Raw genomic sequence first — 17,737 nt, 5'->3', positions numbered from 1 at the left:
ATATAAATGGAAGACTTAAGTGCGGTTTATAATGATTTAATTATGGAACATAGTATGTTTTCAGAAAATAAGAAAGATTTAGAAAAAGCAGACTACTGTCAAATGGGACATAACCCTAATTGTGGTGATGAAATCAAGTTAGAGGTAAAATTAGATGGAGATAGAATAGAGGATTTAGCTTTTTCAGGCCATGGTTGTGCCATTTCTCAAGCCTCTACTTCTATCATGATAGATACTATAAAAGGCAAGACAATTGAAGAAGCAAATGAGATTATAGCAACTTTTATTTCTATGATAAAAAGAGAAATTACTGATCAAGAAGAACTTGAGAAATTAGAAGAGGCCATTGCTTTTAAAAATATATCTAATATGCCAGCGAGAGTGAAATGTGCTTTATTGGCATGGCATACAATGGAAGATATCATTCAACAAAAAGAGAGTGCTACATGAACATATTGAATGCAAAACTCTGTTTAGGTTTTCATAGCTTCTAAGCTGACATACTATGACTCAAAACACGCTACACACCTAAGGACTTCTAAGTGTGTACATTATGGTTATCCAAATGGTACGGAATCGCCTTCGATTCGGCATCCTGCCTCAGCTCAGGCTGGCTCGGCTTCCGTGCCTCGCCTTCCTAGGTTATGGTGTACACACTAAGAAGTGCTAAGGTGTTTCGCTATCGTTTTTTAGTCATAGTACGTTAGCTTAGAAGCGGATTTACATTATTGAGAGTTTTGCGGTGCTACTGTATAGAACCACAAGTACATATAGAAACGCAACTACATATATAAATGCAAGTACATATAGATACATATGTAAATATAGTTATACAAATAGATAAACAAGTACAATTTAGGTTTTTTGTAAAGTTAGTAATTGAATTAGAATATATATCAAATTAATGTACTACGAAAAGGAGAAATGATTATGAAATTAGTTTTATTACGTCATGGAGAGAGTATTTGGAACAAGGAGAATCTCTTTACTGGTTGGACTGATGTTGATTTGTCTGATAAAGGTGAGATGGAGGCAAAAGAAGCAGGAAGAACTTTAAAAGAAAATGGATATGATTTTGATATCTGTTATACATCTTATTTGAAAAGAGCGATTCATACTCTTGGCTATGCACTAGATGAGATGGATAGAGCATGGCTTCCTGTAATTAAGACTTGGAAATTGAATGAACGTCATTATGGTGCACTACAAGGATTAAACAAAGAAGAAACTGCTAAAAAATATGGTGAAGATCAAGTTAAGATATGGAGACGTTCTTATGATATTGCACCACCACTTCTTGAGGAAACAGATGAGAGAAATCCTAAATTACAAGAACAATATCGTCAGGAAGATAAAGATCTTCTACCTTTAGGAGAAAGCCTAGATGATACAATCGCTAGAGTAGTTCCTTATTATGAAGAACATATCTTAAAGGATATGAAGGCAGGTAAAAGAGTGGTAGTTGCAGCACATGGTAATTCACTACGTGCATTAGTTAAATACCTTGAAGGACTTTCTGAGGAAGAAATCATTGATGTAAATATTCCAACAGGAATCCCACTTGTTTATGAACTTGACGAAAACGGAAAATTTGTACATAAAGAATATCTAGGAAATCAAGAAGCGATTGAGAAAAAGATGCAAGCGGTAGCTAAGCAAGGAAGTGTTGAAAAATAATAATAATGATGAATATTCAGATGTTATGAGTTCTGCAGTTAATATTTGTAGCTGAGTAGGAGAAGGTTTGGAATTATCTTTTACAAGGTTTACATATGAAGTATAAGTGAAGATATACCGAATAATTGATACAATTTCGAAGGCCTACATCACCGATGATATGTCCCCTCTTTACTGGACATCCAGTAAAGAGGGGACATATCACGATGTGGGCTTTATTTATTAGCGATAAATATTGTGGAGATTTTATGATATGGATCAAAGGATAAAACACTTCTTCATAGTATTTGAGGGTATTGTATGCTATACTAGTATCCTACACGTAAAATACAATTAAGAAATGGAAGAGAGAATGCAATTTAATGGAATAAAATTAATAAACGAATTATTGAATACGATTAAGGAAATTGGTTATACAGAGGCTACCCCGATTCAGAGCAAAACAATTCCTTTGTTATTAGAAGGACATGATGTATTAGCATGTGCACAAACTGGTACTGGAAAGACGGCAGCTTATGTACTTCCAATGTTACATAAACTATCAGGTTCAAAAAGAAAGAAAATAAAAGGATTGATTTTATCTCCAACGAGAGAGTTAGCAATTCAAATCCATGAGAATATCAAACAATTTGGAAAAGGACTAGGCTTAAGCGTGGCGGTCATCTATGGTGGCGTTGGACAGAATACGCAAGTTAATGTACTTAAGAGTGGAGTAGACATTCTTGTAGCAACACCGGGAAGATTGAACGACTTAATCGATCAAGGTTATATTAAGTTAAGTGAAGTCGAAATGTTTGTGCTAGATGAAGCAGATCAGATGCTTGACTTGGGATTTATCCATGATATGAAGAGAATCATTCCACTTTTACCAAAGAATCGACAAACACTATTATTCAGTGCGACGATGCCAAAAGAGATTGAGAAGTTAGCTAGTACCATCTTAAAATCACCTAAAATTATTAAAGTGGATCCTGTTACAAGTACTGTGGATGCAATTAATCAATCTGTTTATTTTGTAGACCGAACGAATAAGGTCTCTTTGCTTACATATGTTATCAAAGAGAAGAATATGACTAGTGTACTTGTCTTCACGAGAACGAAAATTTTTGCTGATAAAGTAGCGCTAAAGCTTAATAAAGCTAAGATTACGGCAATGGCTATTCATGGTGATAAAGGTCAGAGTGCAAGAGAACTAGCGCTTCGAAATTTTAAAGACGGAAGTATTAAAGTGCTTGTAGCCACTGATGTAGCTGCAAGAGGTATTGATATAGCAGAACTTAATTATGTAATTAATTATGATATTCCAGATACACCAGAGATGTACATTCATCGAATTGGACGAACTGGACGAGCAGGTTATAGTGGCAATGCAATTAATTTCTGTAACTATGATGATATTGACAGTTTACGAGATATTGAAAAGCATATTGGTAAGATGATTGAGGAAGTACCTTCTCAGTGGCCAATGTTAATTCTTGAAAAGTCAGAACGTAAATCAAGAAATCCAGTAGCGTTAAAGTCAGTGGAAAATAAACCAAAACAGATAAATATGCAAGGTAAAGCAGTGGTTAAGAGTAAAGAAAAGCGAAATGGTAAAGAAAAAGGAAAGACTGTTAACAAAAATACAAATTATCAAACTGCTAACAAAGAAACTAAAGATAAGCTTAAATTCAGAGGGAAGAATAGCACAGAATGTAATATTACAATTCATGCAAAGGAAAATGTTGGGAATATAAAGAGTAAGAGCATAATTAAAAACAACGGAATAAGTAAAAAATGGAATAAGTAAAAGTGAGTAATATCGCATTAAGTTTTGTCTGATTTTATCCAGAAACAAGAATGGTTACATCGATGTCTTATGGCGTGTTTGTATTAATAAAACCTTTTGTGATTGGTCGCAAAAACTGGCTATTTTCAAATACTCAGAATGGTGCTAACGCATCTGCTCTAATCTATAGTGTTATACAGACGGCGATTGCAAACAACCTAAAACCTTTGTATTATCTCGAATATGTCTTCGAGCAGATTCAAATGAACGATACGTTACAGGTATCTGATTTGCTTCCGTGATCAGAAAAGATACCAACGAAATGTAAAAACTTAAAGACGCCACAACATCAGTAAATTTATTATACTGGCGTTGACGTCTTTTTTAAATGCGTGCTTGAGAAGACGCTTACGTTTATTTCTCATTCTATTCCTTCAAAACTCGTCTAACATATTCCGTGATTCTAAATGAATATGTTTACAAAAATAGTAATTCAAAGTTGTTGATAAAATTCAATCATTAAATCAGTAATAATTACTATTATTGATATTGCAATTTGTTTTTTTGTATGATATACTTAACTCAAGTTAGAAATGGCTAACGAATAAAACTTAAATTACAGGAGGAATTAATTATGTCATTAATCAATAAAGAAATAACAGAGTTTACAGTTCAAGCTTATGTAAATGGTGAGTTTAAAGAAGTTAAGAAAGAAGATACATTAGGAAAATGGGCAGTGTATTTCTTCTACCCAGCAGACTTTACTTTTGTTTGCCCTACTGAGTTAGAAGATTTAGCTAACAAGTACGAAGAGTTCAAAAAAATTGGTTGTGAAATCTATTCAGTATCATGCGATACTCATTTCGTTCACAAAGCATGGCATGATGCATCAAAGACAATCAAGAAAATTCAATATCCAATGCTAGCAGATCCAACAGGAGTATTAGCAAGAGGATTTGATGTTATGATTGAAGAAGATGGTTTAGCAGAAAGAGGAAGCTTTATCGTTAATCCAGAAGGCAAGGTTGTTGCTTATGAAGTAATCGCAGGTAATGTAGGAAGAAATGCAGATGAATTATTCAGACGTGTGCAAGCATCTCAATTCGTTGCAGAGCATGGAGATCAAGTTTGCCCAGCTAAATGGCAACCAGGTGCAGAGACTTTAAAACCAAGTCTTGAACTTGTAGGATTAATTTAATCCGTATTTAAAGATAGAAATATAAATCAGGATACCCCGCCTCGATTCAAGAGACGGGGTATTCTTAAAAGGAGGTTAACAAATGACAGATACAAAGAATCTATATGACTTAATTATTGTTGGAGGTGGACCTGCAGGTTTATCAGCAGCAATTTATATGGCAAGAGCAAAGTATCGAGTACTTGTTGTTGAAAAAGAAAATACAGGTGGACAGATTACTATAACGTCAGAAGTTATTAACTATCCAGGTATTGAGAGAACTAGCGGAAAAGAACTGACGGATCATATGAGAAATCAGGCAGAATCTTTTGGGGCAGAGTTCTTGAGTGCTGAAGTAAACGACATGGAGCTAGAATCCGATGTTAAGATTATCCATACAACTAAAGGTGAATATAAGGCTTTAGGAGTTATACTTGCCGTTGGTGCGAATCCAAGAAAATTAGGCTTCAAGGGAGAGAGTGAATACGCAGGTAGAGGAGTAGCTTATTGTGCAACATGTGATGGTGAGTTCTTTACTGGTATGGATATATTCGTTATTGGTGGTGGATTTGCAGCAGTCGAAGAAGGATTATTCCTGACAAGATATGCAAAATCAGTAATGTTAATTGTTCGTGAAGAAGATTTTACTTGTGCAAAAACAGTATCGGATCATATAAAAGAAAACGATAAGATCTCTGCTGTATTTAATACAGAAGTAGTGGAAGTTACCGGTGATAGTATGCTAAGAAAAGCAACATTCCGAAACAATGCTACAGGTGAAGAATGGACACATGATGCAGAGGAAAATGGAGGTTTCGGTGTATTCGTATTCGCAGGTTATGTACCAAATACAAGATGGCTCCCATCTGTAGTCGGAGTAAATGAACAAGGCTACATTATTACAGATGCCAATCAAAAGACAAACTTAGAAGGGGTATATGCGGCTGGTGATGTTTGTGTGAAAAATCTACGACAAGTAGTTACTGCTGTTTCAGATGGAGCCATTGCAGCAACTTCTTTAGAGAAATATGTTTCAGATTTACATGCAAAACTTAATATACCTGAACTAGAAGTTACTAAAAAACAAACCAATACAAAAGAAGTTGAAAATCAACATAATGTTAACGATGACGCAGAAGATGGTGGCTTCTTAAGTAGCGATATTAAGAATCAGTTAAGAGGCGTTTTTGCGAAATTTGAAAATCCTGTTATATTAAAGACTTGGTTAGATGACAGAAAAATCTCAGATGAAGTACGAGGTTTTGTTGAAGAATTTGTAAGTCTGACGGATAAAGTGACATGGATTGAGGGAGAAGAACAAGTTGCGGGTTCACGTTTGCTTCCAACTATCGAAGTTTGTTATGCAGATGGCAGAAGTAGTGGAATAGAGTTCCATGGAGTGCCAGGTGGACATGAAATTAACTCATTTATAATTGCACTTTATAATGTTGCTGGACCTGGAAAAGAGGTAGAACCAGAGGTAGAGAAGAAGATAAGAGATATTAATAAGCCAGTAAATCTTAAAATTATGATATCCTTGTCTTGTACTATGTGTCCAGAGTTAGTTATGGCTGCACAAAAGGCAGCAACACTTTCAGACAACATTGAAGCAGAAATGATAGACTTAATGCATTATCCTGAATTAAAAGAGAAGTATCAGGTTATGAGTGTTCCATGTATGGTTGTTAATGACGAAACGGTTCACTTTGGTAAAAAGAGTATCAGTGAATTAGCAGATATTATAAATCAATAATTTTCTTGCTTTCCATATTGCTTATGCTACCAAAATGTGGTATTATAATATTAAGGTTAGACGTGACTAACTAGATAACGTAGGATTATAGATTAGGAGGTACAAACAATATGGAAATTGCAATTATTGGTTTAGTGTTAGTTGTTATTTGTATATTTGGTATCAAAAATTATTTAAAGAATTATTTGAAAAGAATTTAGTTAGAATACCAAATATAAAATTGATATATAAATTAAAATAAGAACTTCAAGTCAGCTTAAAAAAAGCGTGCTTGAAGTTTTTTTTGAATTGTGCCAACTATACCGTGTCGAAAATTGTATTAAATTAAATACTTTGATAAAAACTATGGATTTTATAATAGAAAAGTGATATTATCATATCAGATCAATTATTGTTGCTAACAACCAAGTTGTTACTACGGTAATTAATGTATACAATATACAAAACACAAAAGACAATAAACAATAAGTATGTGTACAAAAGAAGTACAAAGTGATATGTTAGGAGGGCATTACAATGCAACAAAAAGAGCAATGGCAAGGTTTTAAAGGTAGACTTTGGAAAGAAGAAGTTAATACTAGAGACTTTATTCAAAATAATTATAAACCATATGATGGTGATGCATCATTCTTAGCTGATCCAACAGAAGCAACAAACAAACTTTGGGGTAAACTTCAAGAGCTTCAAAAAGAAGAAAGAGCAAAAGGCGGAGTACTTGATATGGATACAGACATTGTATCTGGTATCAATTCTCATGCACCAGGTTATATCAGCGAAGAAGATAAGGATCTTGAAAAAGTTGTAGGTTTACAAACTGACAAACCATTAAAGAGAGCGTTTATGCCATATGGTGGTATTAAGATGGCAGAAGAAGCTTGTTCAACATACGGATATGAACCAAACCAAGAATTCCATAAAATATTTACTGAATATCATAAAACTCATAACCAAGGTGTTTTCGATGCATATTCACCAGAAATTAGAGTAGCTCGTCGTAACAAAATTATCACTGGTCTTCCTGACACATACGGACGTGGACGTATTGTAGGTGATTACAGAAGAGTTGCACTTTATGGTATTGATTTCTTAATGGAAGAAAAAGCAAAAGACCATGCAAACTGTGGTGACGGAGTTATGACAGATGATGTTATCCGTCAAAGAGAAGAAATCTCTGAACAATACAGAGCATTAGCAGAAATGAAGAAAATGGCTGCTTCTTATGGTTATGATATTTCAGAACCAGCTAAGGATGCAAGAGAAGCTGTTCAATGGTTATACTTTGGTTATTTAGCAGCTGTTAAAACTCAAAATGGTGCGGCTATGAGTGTTGGTCGTATCTCAACATTCCTTGATATCTACATTCAAAGAGATTTAGAAAACGGTACTCTTACAGAAGATGAAGCACAAGAATTAATCGACCACTTAGTAATGAAATTTAGAATGGTTAAATTTGCAAGAGTTCCATCATACAATCAATTATTCTCAGGTGATCCAGTATGGGCTACACTTGAAGTTGCAGGTACAGGTGTTGATGGTCGTTCAATGGTTACAAAGACTGACTTCAGATTCCTTCATACTCTTGAAAACATGGGACCTTCACCAGAACCAAACTTAACAGTTCTTTACTCATCAAGATTACCAGAGAACTTCAAGAGATACGCTTCTAAGATTTCTATTGATACAAGTTCAGTACAATATGAAAATGATGATGTAATGAAACCTGTATGGGGTGATGATTACTCAATTTGTTGTTGTGTATCTGCAACACAAACTGGTAAAGAAATGCAATTCTTCGGTGCAAGAGCAAACCTTGCTAAGTGTTTATTATACGCTATCAATGGTGGTGTTGATGAAAAAACATTTGCACAAGTAGGACCTCAATATACACCAATTACTTCTGAATATTTAGATTATGATGAAGTTATGAAGAAATACGATGTAATGATGGATTGGTTAGCTGGAATTTACGTAAATACACTAAACATTATCCAATACATGCATGATAAATATTACTATGAAGCAGCTGAGATGGCTCTTATCGATACTGATGTAAGACGTACATTCGCAACAGGTATTGCTGGATTCTCTCATGTTGTTGACTCACTTAGTGCAATCAAATATGCCAAAGTTAAAACAATCCGTAATGAAGATGGTATTGTAGTTGATTATGAAGTTACAGGTGACTTCCCAAGATACGGTAATGATGATGATAGAGCAGATGATATCGCTGTTGAATTACTTCGTTCATTCCTTGCTAAACTTAAGAAACGTCATACTTACAGAAATTCTGAAGCTACAACTTCAATCTTAACAATTACTTCAAACGTAGTTTATGGTAAAGCTACAGGAGCTATGCCTGATGGACGTAAAGCTGGAGAACCATTAGCACCAGGAGCTAACCCAAGTTACGGTGCTGAAAATTCAGGACTTCTTGCTTCATTAAACTCATTAACTAAGATTCCTTATGAATGGGCTCTTGATGGTATTTCAAATACACAAACTATCAATCCAGATGCTTTAGGTCATAACGAAGATGAACAAATTACTAATCTTGTTAATGTTATGGATGGATATTTCGATCAAGGTGCTCATCACCTTAACGTTAATGTATTCGGTAAAGAAAAATTAATCGATGCAATGGAACATCCAGAAAAAGAAGAATATGCAAACTTCACAATCAGAGTATCTGGTTATGCAGTTAAATTCATCGACCTTACTAGAGAGCAACAATTGGATGTAATTTCAAGAACATTCCATGGTCAAATGTAATTGATATACGAATAATTTTATTAATGGCAGGTAGATACTGTTTATGCAGGGATTTACCTGCCATTCTTTGAAAAGGAGAAAGACATGGTGCAGGAGAATAATAGTCAAGTAAAATCAACTGAAGTAAGAGGGCTAATTCATTCTGTTGAAAGTTTTGGTTCTGTAGATGGACCAGGTGTAAGATATATATATTTTCTAAGTGGTTGCCACATGAGATGTAAATACTGCCACAATCCAGATACTTGGGATGCGTCCGCTGGTGTAAGTATGACAGCATCTGAGGCTTTTGAAAAAGCATATAAATATCGTGCTTACTGGAAAGAAAATGGCGGTATTTCGGTAAGTGGTGGAGAAGCACTATTACAGATTGATTTCGTAATCGAGCTATTTAAAATTGCGAAGAAAAATGGGGTAAATACTGTACTTGATACTTCAGGAAATTCGTTTACAAGAAAAGAACCTTTCTTTAGCAAGTTTAATGAACTAATGAAATATACAGATTTATTTCTAGTTGATATCAAGCAAATTGATGATCAAAAACACAAAGAACTTACTGGTTGGAGTAATGCTAATATATTAGATATGGTCAAATATCTATCTGATGAAGGGAAAGATATGTGGATTAGACATGTATTAGTACCAGGAATCACAGATTCAGAAGAAGACTTAAAGGGTCTTGGAGAATTCGTGAAAACTTTAAAGACAGTTAAGAGATTTGAGATACTTCCATACCATACATTAGGAATCTTTAAATGGGAGCAACTAGGTAAAGAGTATCCATTAGCCGATGTTAAAACACCTACGAAAGAATCGATAGAAAAAGCAAATGAAATACTTGAAACTAGCCGTTATACGGGGTATCTTGAATAAAATTTTATAGAAGTAACTGCTACAAATTCAAGTAGTACGCTATGTTATTTAAACTAAATGCTTTCACACACCAGCAAAAAGAACAACTTTTCTACGCTGTATGCCATTTTGTGAACATATATATGTTCACATATGGCACACAGCTACGAAAAGTTGTTTTTTTGATGTTGCATTTCAATTACGTAGAATCTTCGTAAGGTGAAATACATAGGTTTATTGGTGAAGGTAAAGCAATGCTTAAGATGAAAATGATATAGCATATTTATATATATTCGGATAATAAAAATTCAAGAAAATCTTTAGAGATATATAAAAATTAAAAATTTGTGATATAATTACAATGAATACATAAGAAAAAAGAAAAGGAGGTTATTGAATATGGAATATCTATTAGGATTATTGTTACCGTTTATCGGTACTACATTAGGAGCTGGCTGCGTATTTTTTATGAAAAATACGATTAAAGATAGTATCCAAAGAGCATTACTGGGTTTTGCATCAGGAGTTATGATTGCAGCATCAGTATGGTCATTGTTAATACCATCTATTAATATGTCAGAAAGCATGGGGAAATTTTCTTTTGTACCTGCGGTTATAGGCTTTTTTATAGGTATAGCTTTTCTATTTTTATTAGATCGTATTATACCGCATTTACATATGAATGAAAATAAACCAGAAGGTCCTAAAACATCATTAAGTAATACTCTAATGCTTGTGTTAGCAGTTACCCTTCATAATATACCAGAAGGTATGGCAGTAGGTGTTGTGTTTGCTGGACTTTTGGGTGATAATGCGAATATTAGTATTACATCAGCATTTGTATTGTCAATTGGTATAGCAATTCAGAATTTCCCTGAAGGAGCAATTATTTCATTACCATTAAGAGGAGAGGGAAATAGTAAGAAGAAGTCATTTACATATGGAATGTTATCAGGAATCGTAGAACCAATTGCCGCAGGAATTACATTACTAATGTCAAATGTAATATCATCAGCATTACCATATTTCCTTTCTTTTGCCGCGGGAGCTATGATTTATGTAGTAATTGAAGAATTACTTCCAGAGGCCTACAAAGAAGGGAATACGGATATAAGTACATGGGGATTTGCCTTTGGTTTTGCAATAATGATGGTATTAGATGTTGCACTTGGATAATAGTATAAATTAATAATGATAATATTTATTGATTTTACTATTGTAAAATAATTGAGAAAGTGGTATAATTAAGCATGGTTAGATGAAACTAACTACGAATAAATCATTTGAACTCCTTCTACTTTGATCTAGTTTTAAAGTAGAAGGATAATTTCAAAGAAAGGTGAGACTATGAATTATTTAGAAATTGAAAAAGTAATCGGACGAGAAATTATAGATTCCAGAGGGAATCCTACTGTAGAAGCTGAGGTATATTTAGCAGATGGAACAATTGGAAGAGGCGCAGCGCCAAGTGGAGCATCAACTGGTGAGTTTGAAGCTCTAGAATTAAGAGATGGTGATAAAGGACGTTTTGGAGGAAAAGGTGTTTCCAAAGCGGTTGAAAACATTAATACGATTATTAACGATGTATTATCCGGCATGGATGCATCTGATATTTATGCTATTGATCAGGCAATGATTAAAGCTGATGGTACGAAAGATAAATCAAAACTTGGAGCAAATGCAATTCTTGCAACATCAATTGCTAGTGCGAAAGCAGCAGCTCTTTCACTAGGAATTCCATTATATCGATTCCTAGGTGGAGTAAATGGAAACAGACTTCCTGTTCCTATGATGAACATACTTAATGGTGGAGCTCATGCAGCAAACACTGTAGATGTACAAGAATTCATGATTATGCCAGTAGGCGCAGAAAGCTTTAAAGAAGGTTTACGTCAAAGTACAGAAGTATTCCATGCACTAGGTGCTTTGTTAAAGAGCAAAGGCCTTGCAACTGGTGTTGGTGATGAAGGTGGTTATGCACCAGACCTTGCTAGTGATGAAGAAGCAATCGAACTTATTCTTGAAGCTGTTAAGAAAGCTGGTTATGAACCGGGTAAAGATTTCGTATTAGCAATGGATGCAGCATCAAGTGAATGGAAGACTGGAAACAAAGGTGAGTACTTACTTCCAAAGACAGGAAAGAAGTTTACTTCTGCAGAGTTAGTTGATCATTGGAAGAAATTATGTGAGAAGTATCCAATCTATTCAATCGAAGATGGTCTTGATGAGGAAGATTGGGACGGTTGGAAACTTATGACTAAGGAATTAGGAGATAAGATCCAACTTGTAGGAGACGATTTATTCGTAACTAATACAGAAAGATTAGAAAAAGGTATCGAATTAGGTTGTGGTAATTCAATCTTAATTAAATTAAATCAAATTGGATCTGTATCAGAGACTTTAGAAGCAATTAAGATGGCACATAAAGCAGGTTATACAGCAATTTCTTCACATCGTTCTGGTGAAACAGAAGATACTACAATCGCTGATTTAGCAGTAGCATTAAATACAAGCCAAATTAAAACAGGAGCACCAAGTAGAAGTGAACGTGTAGCAAAATACAATCAACTTTTACGTATTGAAGAACAATTAGGAGCTAGTGCAGTATATCCTGGTTTTGGAGCTTTTAATATTCGTAAATAAATATTGCAACAAGGGTGTTGGACATAAACAGTTATGTGAACAAATTTATTTGTTTCACATAGCTGTTTGCTATTTAAATATAAGATTAAGAAAGGAAGATTAATATGAGTGATTATTTTGATTTATCGGGAAAAGTTGCAGTAGTAACTGGAGCGAGTTCTGGACTAGGTGCAGATGCCGCGGTTGCATATGCACAGGCAGGGGCAGATGTAGCACTTCTTGCTAGACGTATTGAAAAGTTGAATGAAGTTAAAGCTGTTATTGAAAAACTAGGTAGAAAAGTAATAGCAGTAGGATGTGATGTAACGAATGAAGAAAGTGTTAAGGCTGCAATTCAAACGGTACTTGATACATTTGGTCATATTGATATAGTACTGAATGATGCTGGAATTGCTCAAGGAGGTGGCGTTGAAGATCTGAGCGAAGAGGCTTGGGATCGCTCTTTCGATACCAATGTAAAAGGAATCTATCTAACTTCTAAATATGTAATTCCACAGATGAAGGAAAGAGGTTATGGCAAGATTGTAAATATAGCATCTGTTAATGCGGTTATTGCAGATAAGGAAGAAACATTTACTAGACACGCCTATAATGCATCTAAATCAGCAGTTCTAGGATTAACAAAGGGTATGGCATGTACATATGCAAAATACGGAATTACAGTAAATGCCATTGGACCTGCTCTTTTTGAATCAGAGATGACTGCAGGTACGCTATTTAAATCCGAACAATTCTTAACAGGGTATAATCATTTGAACCCAACTGGACGTCCAGGTAAGAAGGGAGAATTAAACGGAACTATCTTATATTTGTCAAGTGATGCTTCAAGTTATGTTCAGGGACAATTTATTATTGTTGATGGTGGCGGTGCACTTGTATAGATATTCTTGTAAAGATCAAATCTAATGTTATCAAAATAAATTTTAAAAAAACAACTTTCTTATGCTATATGTGATTTTGAAAACTTACATGCTCACATATGGTTATAGCTACAGAAAGTTGTTTTTTTTGTTGCATTTTTAAGCATGTGAATTTAGTAAATAAACTTTTATAAGCATAAATTCCCAATATATGATAAAATGGTTTCTAAGATAAGATAACTTAAGAGGTGAGTATGAATACAATTTTAATTTTAGAAGATGAAGAGAGTGTGAATAGAGGTATTGCTTTTTCTTTAAAGAAGGAGGGTTATACGGTATTAACCTCGTCCACTATAAAATCCGCTGTAAAGTTGTGCAAAGAAGCAAATCCACAATTGATTATATGTGATATCAATTTACCAGATGGAAATGGACTTGATTTTGTACGTAAAATTAGAAAGCAAAGTAATGCACATATCATATGCCTGACCGCACTTGATCAGGAAGTAGAGCAGGTTATGGGATATGAGGCAGGAGCAGATGATTATATAATCAAACCGTTTAGTTTATCTGTATTAACATTAAAGGTATCTGCCTTTTTTAAGAAGCTTGGAAATGAAAAAGTAGATGTCTTGCAATCAGGAGATATTTGTTTTTTTATTAACGAGATGCGTATTATGAGAGGAGATAAAGAGATTACCTTAACGAAAAATGAATGGAAGATGTTACAGATCTTTTTAAAACATCCAAAACAGATTTTATCTAAAAATCAATTATTACAGCAGGTGTTTGATTTAGAAGGTGAATTTGTAGATGAGAATACGATTGCAGTCAATATAAGAAGGCTAAGAGAAAAGATTGAGATTGATTCATCTAATCCAGAATATATTAAGAATATACGTGGTATTGGGTACATATGGGAGAAAGAATGTGAAAAAAGGATATGAATTTATGGTGAATGACTTGAGAAGAAGTAAAAAGATATATCTTTATTTTGGACTAGCGTTTCTTATGCTAGTGATTGCTGTAGATATATTCTTGTTTCAAATAGAAGAGAATAACTATCAGGACAAGATTGAAATTATAGTGTCGATGCTTGAATCCGATGATAATCTAAAAACAGCTACATCTTTGTTAAAGGGAGAGGCCGCTGAACCAAGTGAGAAGAATACATCTATATTAGAACAATATGGTTATGGAGACACATTTAAAGACCAGTATAAGAAAGAACGAGATCAAAGGTTCATATATATTCTTCTTGTTTCAGGGGGCTTATATACTCTAACTATGGTACTTACAAAATTACTAGTAAATGTAGTAAATCAAAGTCATAAGGAAGAGTTAGGTCAAATAGAAGAAGTCATTGTACAGTTACGTAATGGTATTTATGACTTATCAAAGATACAAGAGAATGATGAATGTGGATTGATAGATAGTAGGATTTATATGGAACTAGAGTCCCTTGGTAATACGTTGAAGATTTTGAAGGAACAGATGAAAGTTGAGAAGGAAGAAACAAAATCTTTAGTAACGGATATTTCTCATCAACTAAAAACTCCTGTTGCAGCGATAAAAACCTGTTTCGATATATTACAACAAACAGATTTAAGTGAGAAAGAGAGAGAGGAATTTTCTATGCGATGTAATCAACAATTACGTGGTTTAGAAAACATGCTTGCTGCTCTTATCAATATTTCGCGCATGGAAACAGGAATGATTGAGATACAAAGGGAAGAGAGGAGTATCTTTGATACATTCGTAGAAGCGGTTAATCGTGTCTATGTTAAAGCCGAGGAGAAGAATATCTCCATTGAAGTAGAAACTGAGGTAAAGATATCAGATTTGAAAGTTTTACATGACAAAAAGTGGTTATGCGAAGCTTTCATTAATGTTTTAGAAAATGGTATTAAGTATAGCCCATCTGGAAGTTGTATCACGACGCGATTTTTCTTACGCACAACTTTCTTAAGAATAGAGATAGAAGATCAAGGTATCGGAGTTCCAAGAGAAGAAGTTAGTCAAATATTTAAAAGATTTTATCGTGGTCAATCGTCTAAGGTGAAAGCAGAAGAAGGTTCAGGAGTAGGGCTTTATCTGACTAGAGAGATTATCAGTAGACATGGAGGAACCATTACAGTATATACTTCAAAAACAGGAGATAATGGAAGTGTATTTGTAATTCAAATTCCCTATGCAATGACATAAACGGCAAGAAGTGAAATTAATCAATCTGGAAATTGACTAAGAAGTCTTACAAAAGTGTAAGACTTCTTTTCGCATATTGTAAGTGAAATGAAAGACGGGATTGTTATCTTATAACTGTAAGGATTAGGGTGTCAGTTAAGTTAATGGTGAATAATCGAAAATATTTATTATTCGTTGACTTAATTTGTACTTGTATATCTATATAGTAGTAAAGCAAAACTCTTAAAAATGTAGGTTTGCTTCTTAGCTGACGTACTATGACTAAGAAACGATAGCGAAATATCTATAGTACTTCTTAGTGTGTACGTCATAGCCTAGGAAGCCGAGCCAGCCTGAACTGAGGCAGGATGCCGAATTGAAGGCGGTTCCGTAACCTTTGGATGTCAGTATGTACACACTTAGAATTACTTAGGTGAGTAGCGTGTTTTGTGTCATAGTACGCCAACTAAGAAGCTATGAAAATGTATATAGAGTTTTGCATTCAATGTGTAAAACACAAGTACATCGATTAACACCCTAATCATATAAGTCAACCAAAAGGAGTGGATAAGATGGATACAATACTTAGAACAGAAGAACTATGCAAATATTATGGAAGTGGTCAGAATGAACTTCGTGCAGTGGATAAAGTGAATCTAGTAATAGAGCAAGGAGAGTTTGTTGCCATTGTAGGAAAGTCTGGTTCTGGTAAGAGTACGTTATTGCATATGATTGGAGGGTTAGACAATCCAAGTAGTGGTAAAGTGTTTATCAAGGACAAAGAGATTTACAAACTTAAGGAGGAAGAACTTGCTACATTTAGAAGAAGGAAGATCGGCTTTGTATTTCAAGCATTTAATTTAGTCTCATCAATTAATGTGTGGGAGAATATAGTACTTCCCATTGGACTAGATGGAAGACAGGTGGATGAAGCATTTGTAGGAGATATTATTGCTACACTAGGTATCAAAGATAAACTTTATAATCTTCCAAACACCCTTTCAGGAGGTCAACAACAAAGAGTAGCGATTGCTAGGGCACTTGCTGCAAAGCCAGACATTATACTTGCGGATGAGCCAACTGGGAACTTAGATTCAAAAACCAGTGATGAGGTAATCGGATTACTTAAAATGTCTACTGCTAAGTACGGGCAAACCTTAGTGATGATTACACATGACGAAGATATAGCGCAGATAGCAGACCGTATAATTGTAATAGAAGATGGTAAGGTGGTGAAGTGAACATGAAAACCTTAACCAATCTTGCTATATCGAATAATAAAGGGAATAAAACAAGAAGTATATTAATTATTTTATCTGTCACATTAACAACACTCTTGTTAATGGTTATCGCAACTTTTGCATATGGTTCTGTTAAATCAAATCGTATGAATGCTTCTAATCTGTATGGTGGATATTACGGAAGTTTTGGCGGAGTTTCTGAAAAGCAATTGAACGAAATGAAACTACGTAGTGAATTTAAGGAAATTGGTAAGATTGCATATGTTGGGGAAGTAGAGAATGACATAGATATCTCTCTGTTTTCAATCGATGAAGTTGCAAGAAAACTAACAAATATGGATCAAACATTAGGGGAAGGTCAATTTCCTGTAAAAGAAGACGAAATTGCCTCTGATAAGGCATTCTTTGAAAAACTAGGATACCCAGATGTAAAAGTTGGAGATCATATTTCATTAAACTATCGTCCTGATTTAAAGAATAAGTATGGGAGTGCTGAATTCGTTGTTAGTGGAATTTTAAAAGATTCAGATTCCAAGGAAAAACTTGTTGGTTATACATCAGAAGAATTCTATAATCAATTGAAAGAATCAGGTAGTCGTTATTATAATGCATATTTTAATTTAGATAAATCGGTAGATATTGATTCTGACAATGCAGAAGATGTAATGAAAGAGTTGGCTAAGACGTGTGGAATCGATTCGAATAAAGTAGCTGTTAATATACTTTATGTCATGTATACTTTGGATCCTGGAACTCAAACAATATTAGTATATATTGGTATCATTTCAGAAGATGAACTAAAGGCAAATGAATGTA

13 protein-coding genes and 2 pseudogenes are annotated in these 17,737 nt (G+C 34.3%); all 15 read left to right on the top strand.

Features of this window, described 5'->3' with window-relative positions:
* The first annotated feature begins 6 nt into the window (after positions 1 to 6).
* A complete protein-coding gene (gene sufU / locus ACW2QF_RS02325; RefSeq protein WP_455714380.1) occupies positions 7 to 450 on the top strand; it encodes a Fe-S cluster assembly sulfur transfer protein SufU in 444 nt (147 codons plus the stop codon).
* Between the two features lie 480 nt (positions 451 to 930).
* Entirely contained in the window at positions 931 to 1,677 is a 747-nt protein-coding gene (gpmA, locus tag ACW2QF_RS02320) for a 2,3-diphosphoglycerate-dependent phosphoglycerate mutase (protein ID WP_455714379.1), read from the top strand.
* A gap of 352 nt (positions 1,678 to 2,029) precedes the next feature.
* Positions 2,030 to 3,466: a DEAD/DEAH box helicase gene (locus ACW2QF_RS02315; protein ID WP_455714378.1), complete on the top strand. Its 1,437-nt coding sequence runs from the start codon at positions 2,030 to 2,032 to the stop codon at positions 3,464 to 3,466.
* A gap of 86 nt (positions 3,467 to 3,552) precedes the next feature.
* Positions 3,553 to 3,747 (top strand): annotated as a pseudogene (locus tag ACW2QF_RS02310) (transposase domain-containing protein); the annotation flags it as partial.
* Between the two features lie 332 nt (positions 3,748 to 4,079).
* On the top strand, positions 4,080 to 4,643 hold the full coding sequence (gene ahpC, locus ACW2QF_RS02305; protein ID WP_455714377.1) for an alkyl hydroperoxide reductase subunit C: 564 nt from the start codon (positions 4,080 to 4,082) through the stop codon (positions 4,641 to 4,643).
* Between the two features lie 82 nt (positions 4,644 to 4,725).
* On the top strand, positions 4,726 to 6,375 hold the full coding sequence (locus tag ACW2QF_RS02300; RefSeq protein WP_455714376.1) for an FAD-dependent oxidoreductase: 1,650 nt from the start codon (positions 4,726 to 4,728) through the stop codon (positions 6,373 to 6,375).
* A 516-nt stretch (positions 6,376 to 6,891) separates the two neighbouring features.
* Positions 6,892 to 9,144 (top strand): formate C-acetyltransferase, encoded by a 2,253-nt coding sequence (pflB, locus tag ACW2QF_RS02295; RefSeq protein WP_455714375.1) that lies wholly within the window; start codon positions 6,892 to 6,894, stop codon positions 9,142 to 9,144.
* Between the two features lie 84 nt (positions 9,145 to 9,228).
* Complete coding sequence (gene pflA / locus ACW2QF_RS02290) at positions 9,229 to 10,014, top strand: pyruvate formate-lyase-activating protein (protein ID WP_455714374.1); 786 nt, start codon at positions 9,229 to 9,231, stop codon at positions 10,012 to 10,014.
* Between the two features lie 378 nt (positions 10,015 to 10,392).
* On the top strand, positions 10,393 to 11,169 hold the full coding sequence (locus ACW2QF_RS02285; RefSeq protein WP_455714373.1) for a ZIP family metal transporter: 777 nt from the start codon (positions 10,393 to 10,395) through the stop codon (positions 11,167 to 11,169).
* A gap of 171 nt (positions 11,170 to 11,340) precedes the next feature.
* Positions 11,341 to 12,636, top strand: coding sequence for a phosphopyruvate hydratase (gene eno / locus ACW2QF_RS02280; RefSeq protein ID WP_455714372.1), 1,296 nt, complete (start codon positions 11,341 to 11,343; stop codon positions 12,634 to 12,636).
* 104 nt (positions 12,637 to 12,740) lie between these two features.
* On the top strand, positions 12,741 to 13,517 hold the full coding sequence (locus ACW2QF_RS02275; protein WP_455714371.1) for an SDR family NAD(P)-dependent oxidoreductase: 777 nt from the start codon (positions 12,741 to 12,743) through the stop codon (positions 13,515 to 13,517).
* 233 nt (positions 13,518 to 13,750) lie between these two features.
* Positions 13,751 to 14,443 (top strand): response regulator transcription factor, encoded by a 693-nt coding sequence (locus ACW2QF_RS02270; RefSeq protein ID WP_455714370.1) that lies wholly within the window; start codon positions 13,751 to 13,753, stop codon positions 14,441 to 14,443.
* The gene (locus tag ACW2QF_RS02265) at positions 14,427 to 15,701 is read left to right on the top strand and encodes a sensor histidine kinase (protein WP_455714369.1); all 1,275 of its coding nucleotides are present in this window, start codon (positions 14,427 to 14,429) and stop codon (positions 15,699 to 15,701) included. The genes ACW2QF_RS02270 and ACW2QF_RS02265 overlap by 17 nt, the downstream gene beginning before the upstream one ends.
* A 551-nt stretch (positions 15,702 to 16,252) precedes the next feature.
* A complete protein-coding gene (locus tag ACW2QF_RS02260) occupies positions 16,253 to 16,921 on the top strand; it encodes an ABC transporter ATP-binding protein (RefSeq protein ID WP_455714368.1) in 669 nt (222 codons plus the stop codon).
* A 2-nt stretch (positions 16,922 to 16,923) separates the two neighbouring features.
* Positions 16,924 to 17,737, top strand: a pseudogene (locus ACW2QF_RS02255) (ABC transporter permease); the annotation flags it as partial.

The sequence above is a fragment of the Anaerosporobacter sp. genome (assembly GCF_965301125.1).
This window is presented reverse-complemented; position numbering and strand designations above follow the sequence as displayed.

Excerpts from the sequence above, each read along its gene's own strand:
- pflB (WP_455714375.1), top strand. The coding sequence starts at position 6,892 with ATGCAACAAAAAGAGCAATGGCAAGGTTTTAAAGGTAGACTTTGGAAA.
- ahpC (WP_455714377.1), top strand. The coding sequence starts at position 4,080 with ATGTCATTAATCAATAAAGAAATAACAGAGTTTACAGTTCAAGCTTAT.
- gpmA (WP_455714379.1), top strand. The coding sequence starts at position 931 with ATGAAATTAGTTTTATTACGTCATGGAGAGAGTATTTGGAACAAGGAG.
- pflA (WP_455714374.1), top strand. The coding sequence starts at position 9,229 with ATGGTGCAGGAGAATAATAGTCAAGTAAAATCAACTGAAGTAAGAGGG.
- ACW2QF_RS02260 (WP_455714368.1), top strand. The coding sequence starts at position 16,253 with ATGGATACAATACTTAGAACAGAAGAACTATGCAAATATTATGGAAGT.
- ACW2QF_RS02285 (WP_455714373.1), top strand. The coding sequence starts at position 10,393 with ATGGAATATCTATTAGGATTATTGTTACCGTTTATCGGTACTACATTA.
- ACW2QF_RS02315 (WP_455714378.1), top strand. The coding sequence starts at position 2,030 with ATGCAATTTAATGGAATAAAATTAATAAACGAATTATTGAATACGATT.
- ACW2QF_RS02270 (WP_455714370.1), top strand. The coding sequence starts at position 13,751 with ATGAATACAATTTTAATTTTAGAAGATGAAGAGAGTGTGAATAGAGGT.
- ACW2QF_RS02275 (WP_455714371.1), top strand. The coding sequence starts at position 12,741 with ATGAGTGATTATTTTGATTTATCGGGAAAAGTTGCAGTAGTAACTGGA.
- eno (WP_455714372.1), top strand. The coding sequence starts at position 11,341 with ATGAATTATTTAGAAATTGAAAAAGTAATCGGACGAGAAATTATAGAT.
- sufU (WP_455714380.1), top strand. The coding sequence starts at position 7 with ATGGAAGACTTAAGTGCGGTTTATAATGATTTAATTATGGAACATAGT.
- ACW2QF_RS02300 (WP_455714376.1), top strand. The coding sequence starts at position 4,726 with ATGACAGATACAAAGAATCTATATGACTTAATTATTGTTGGAGGTGGA.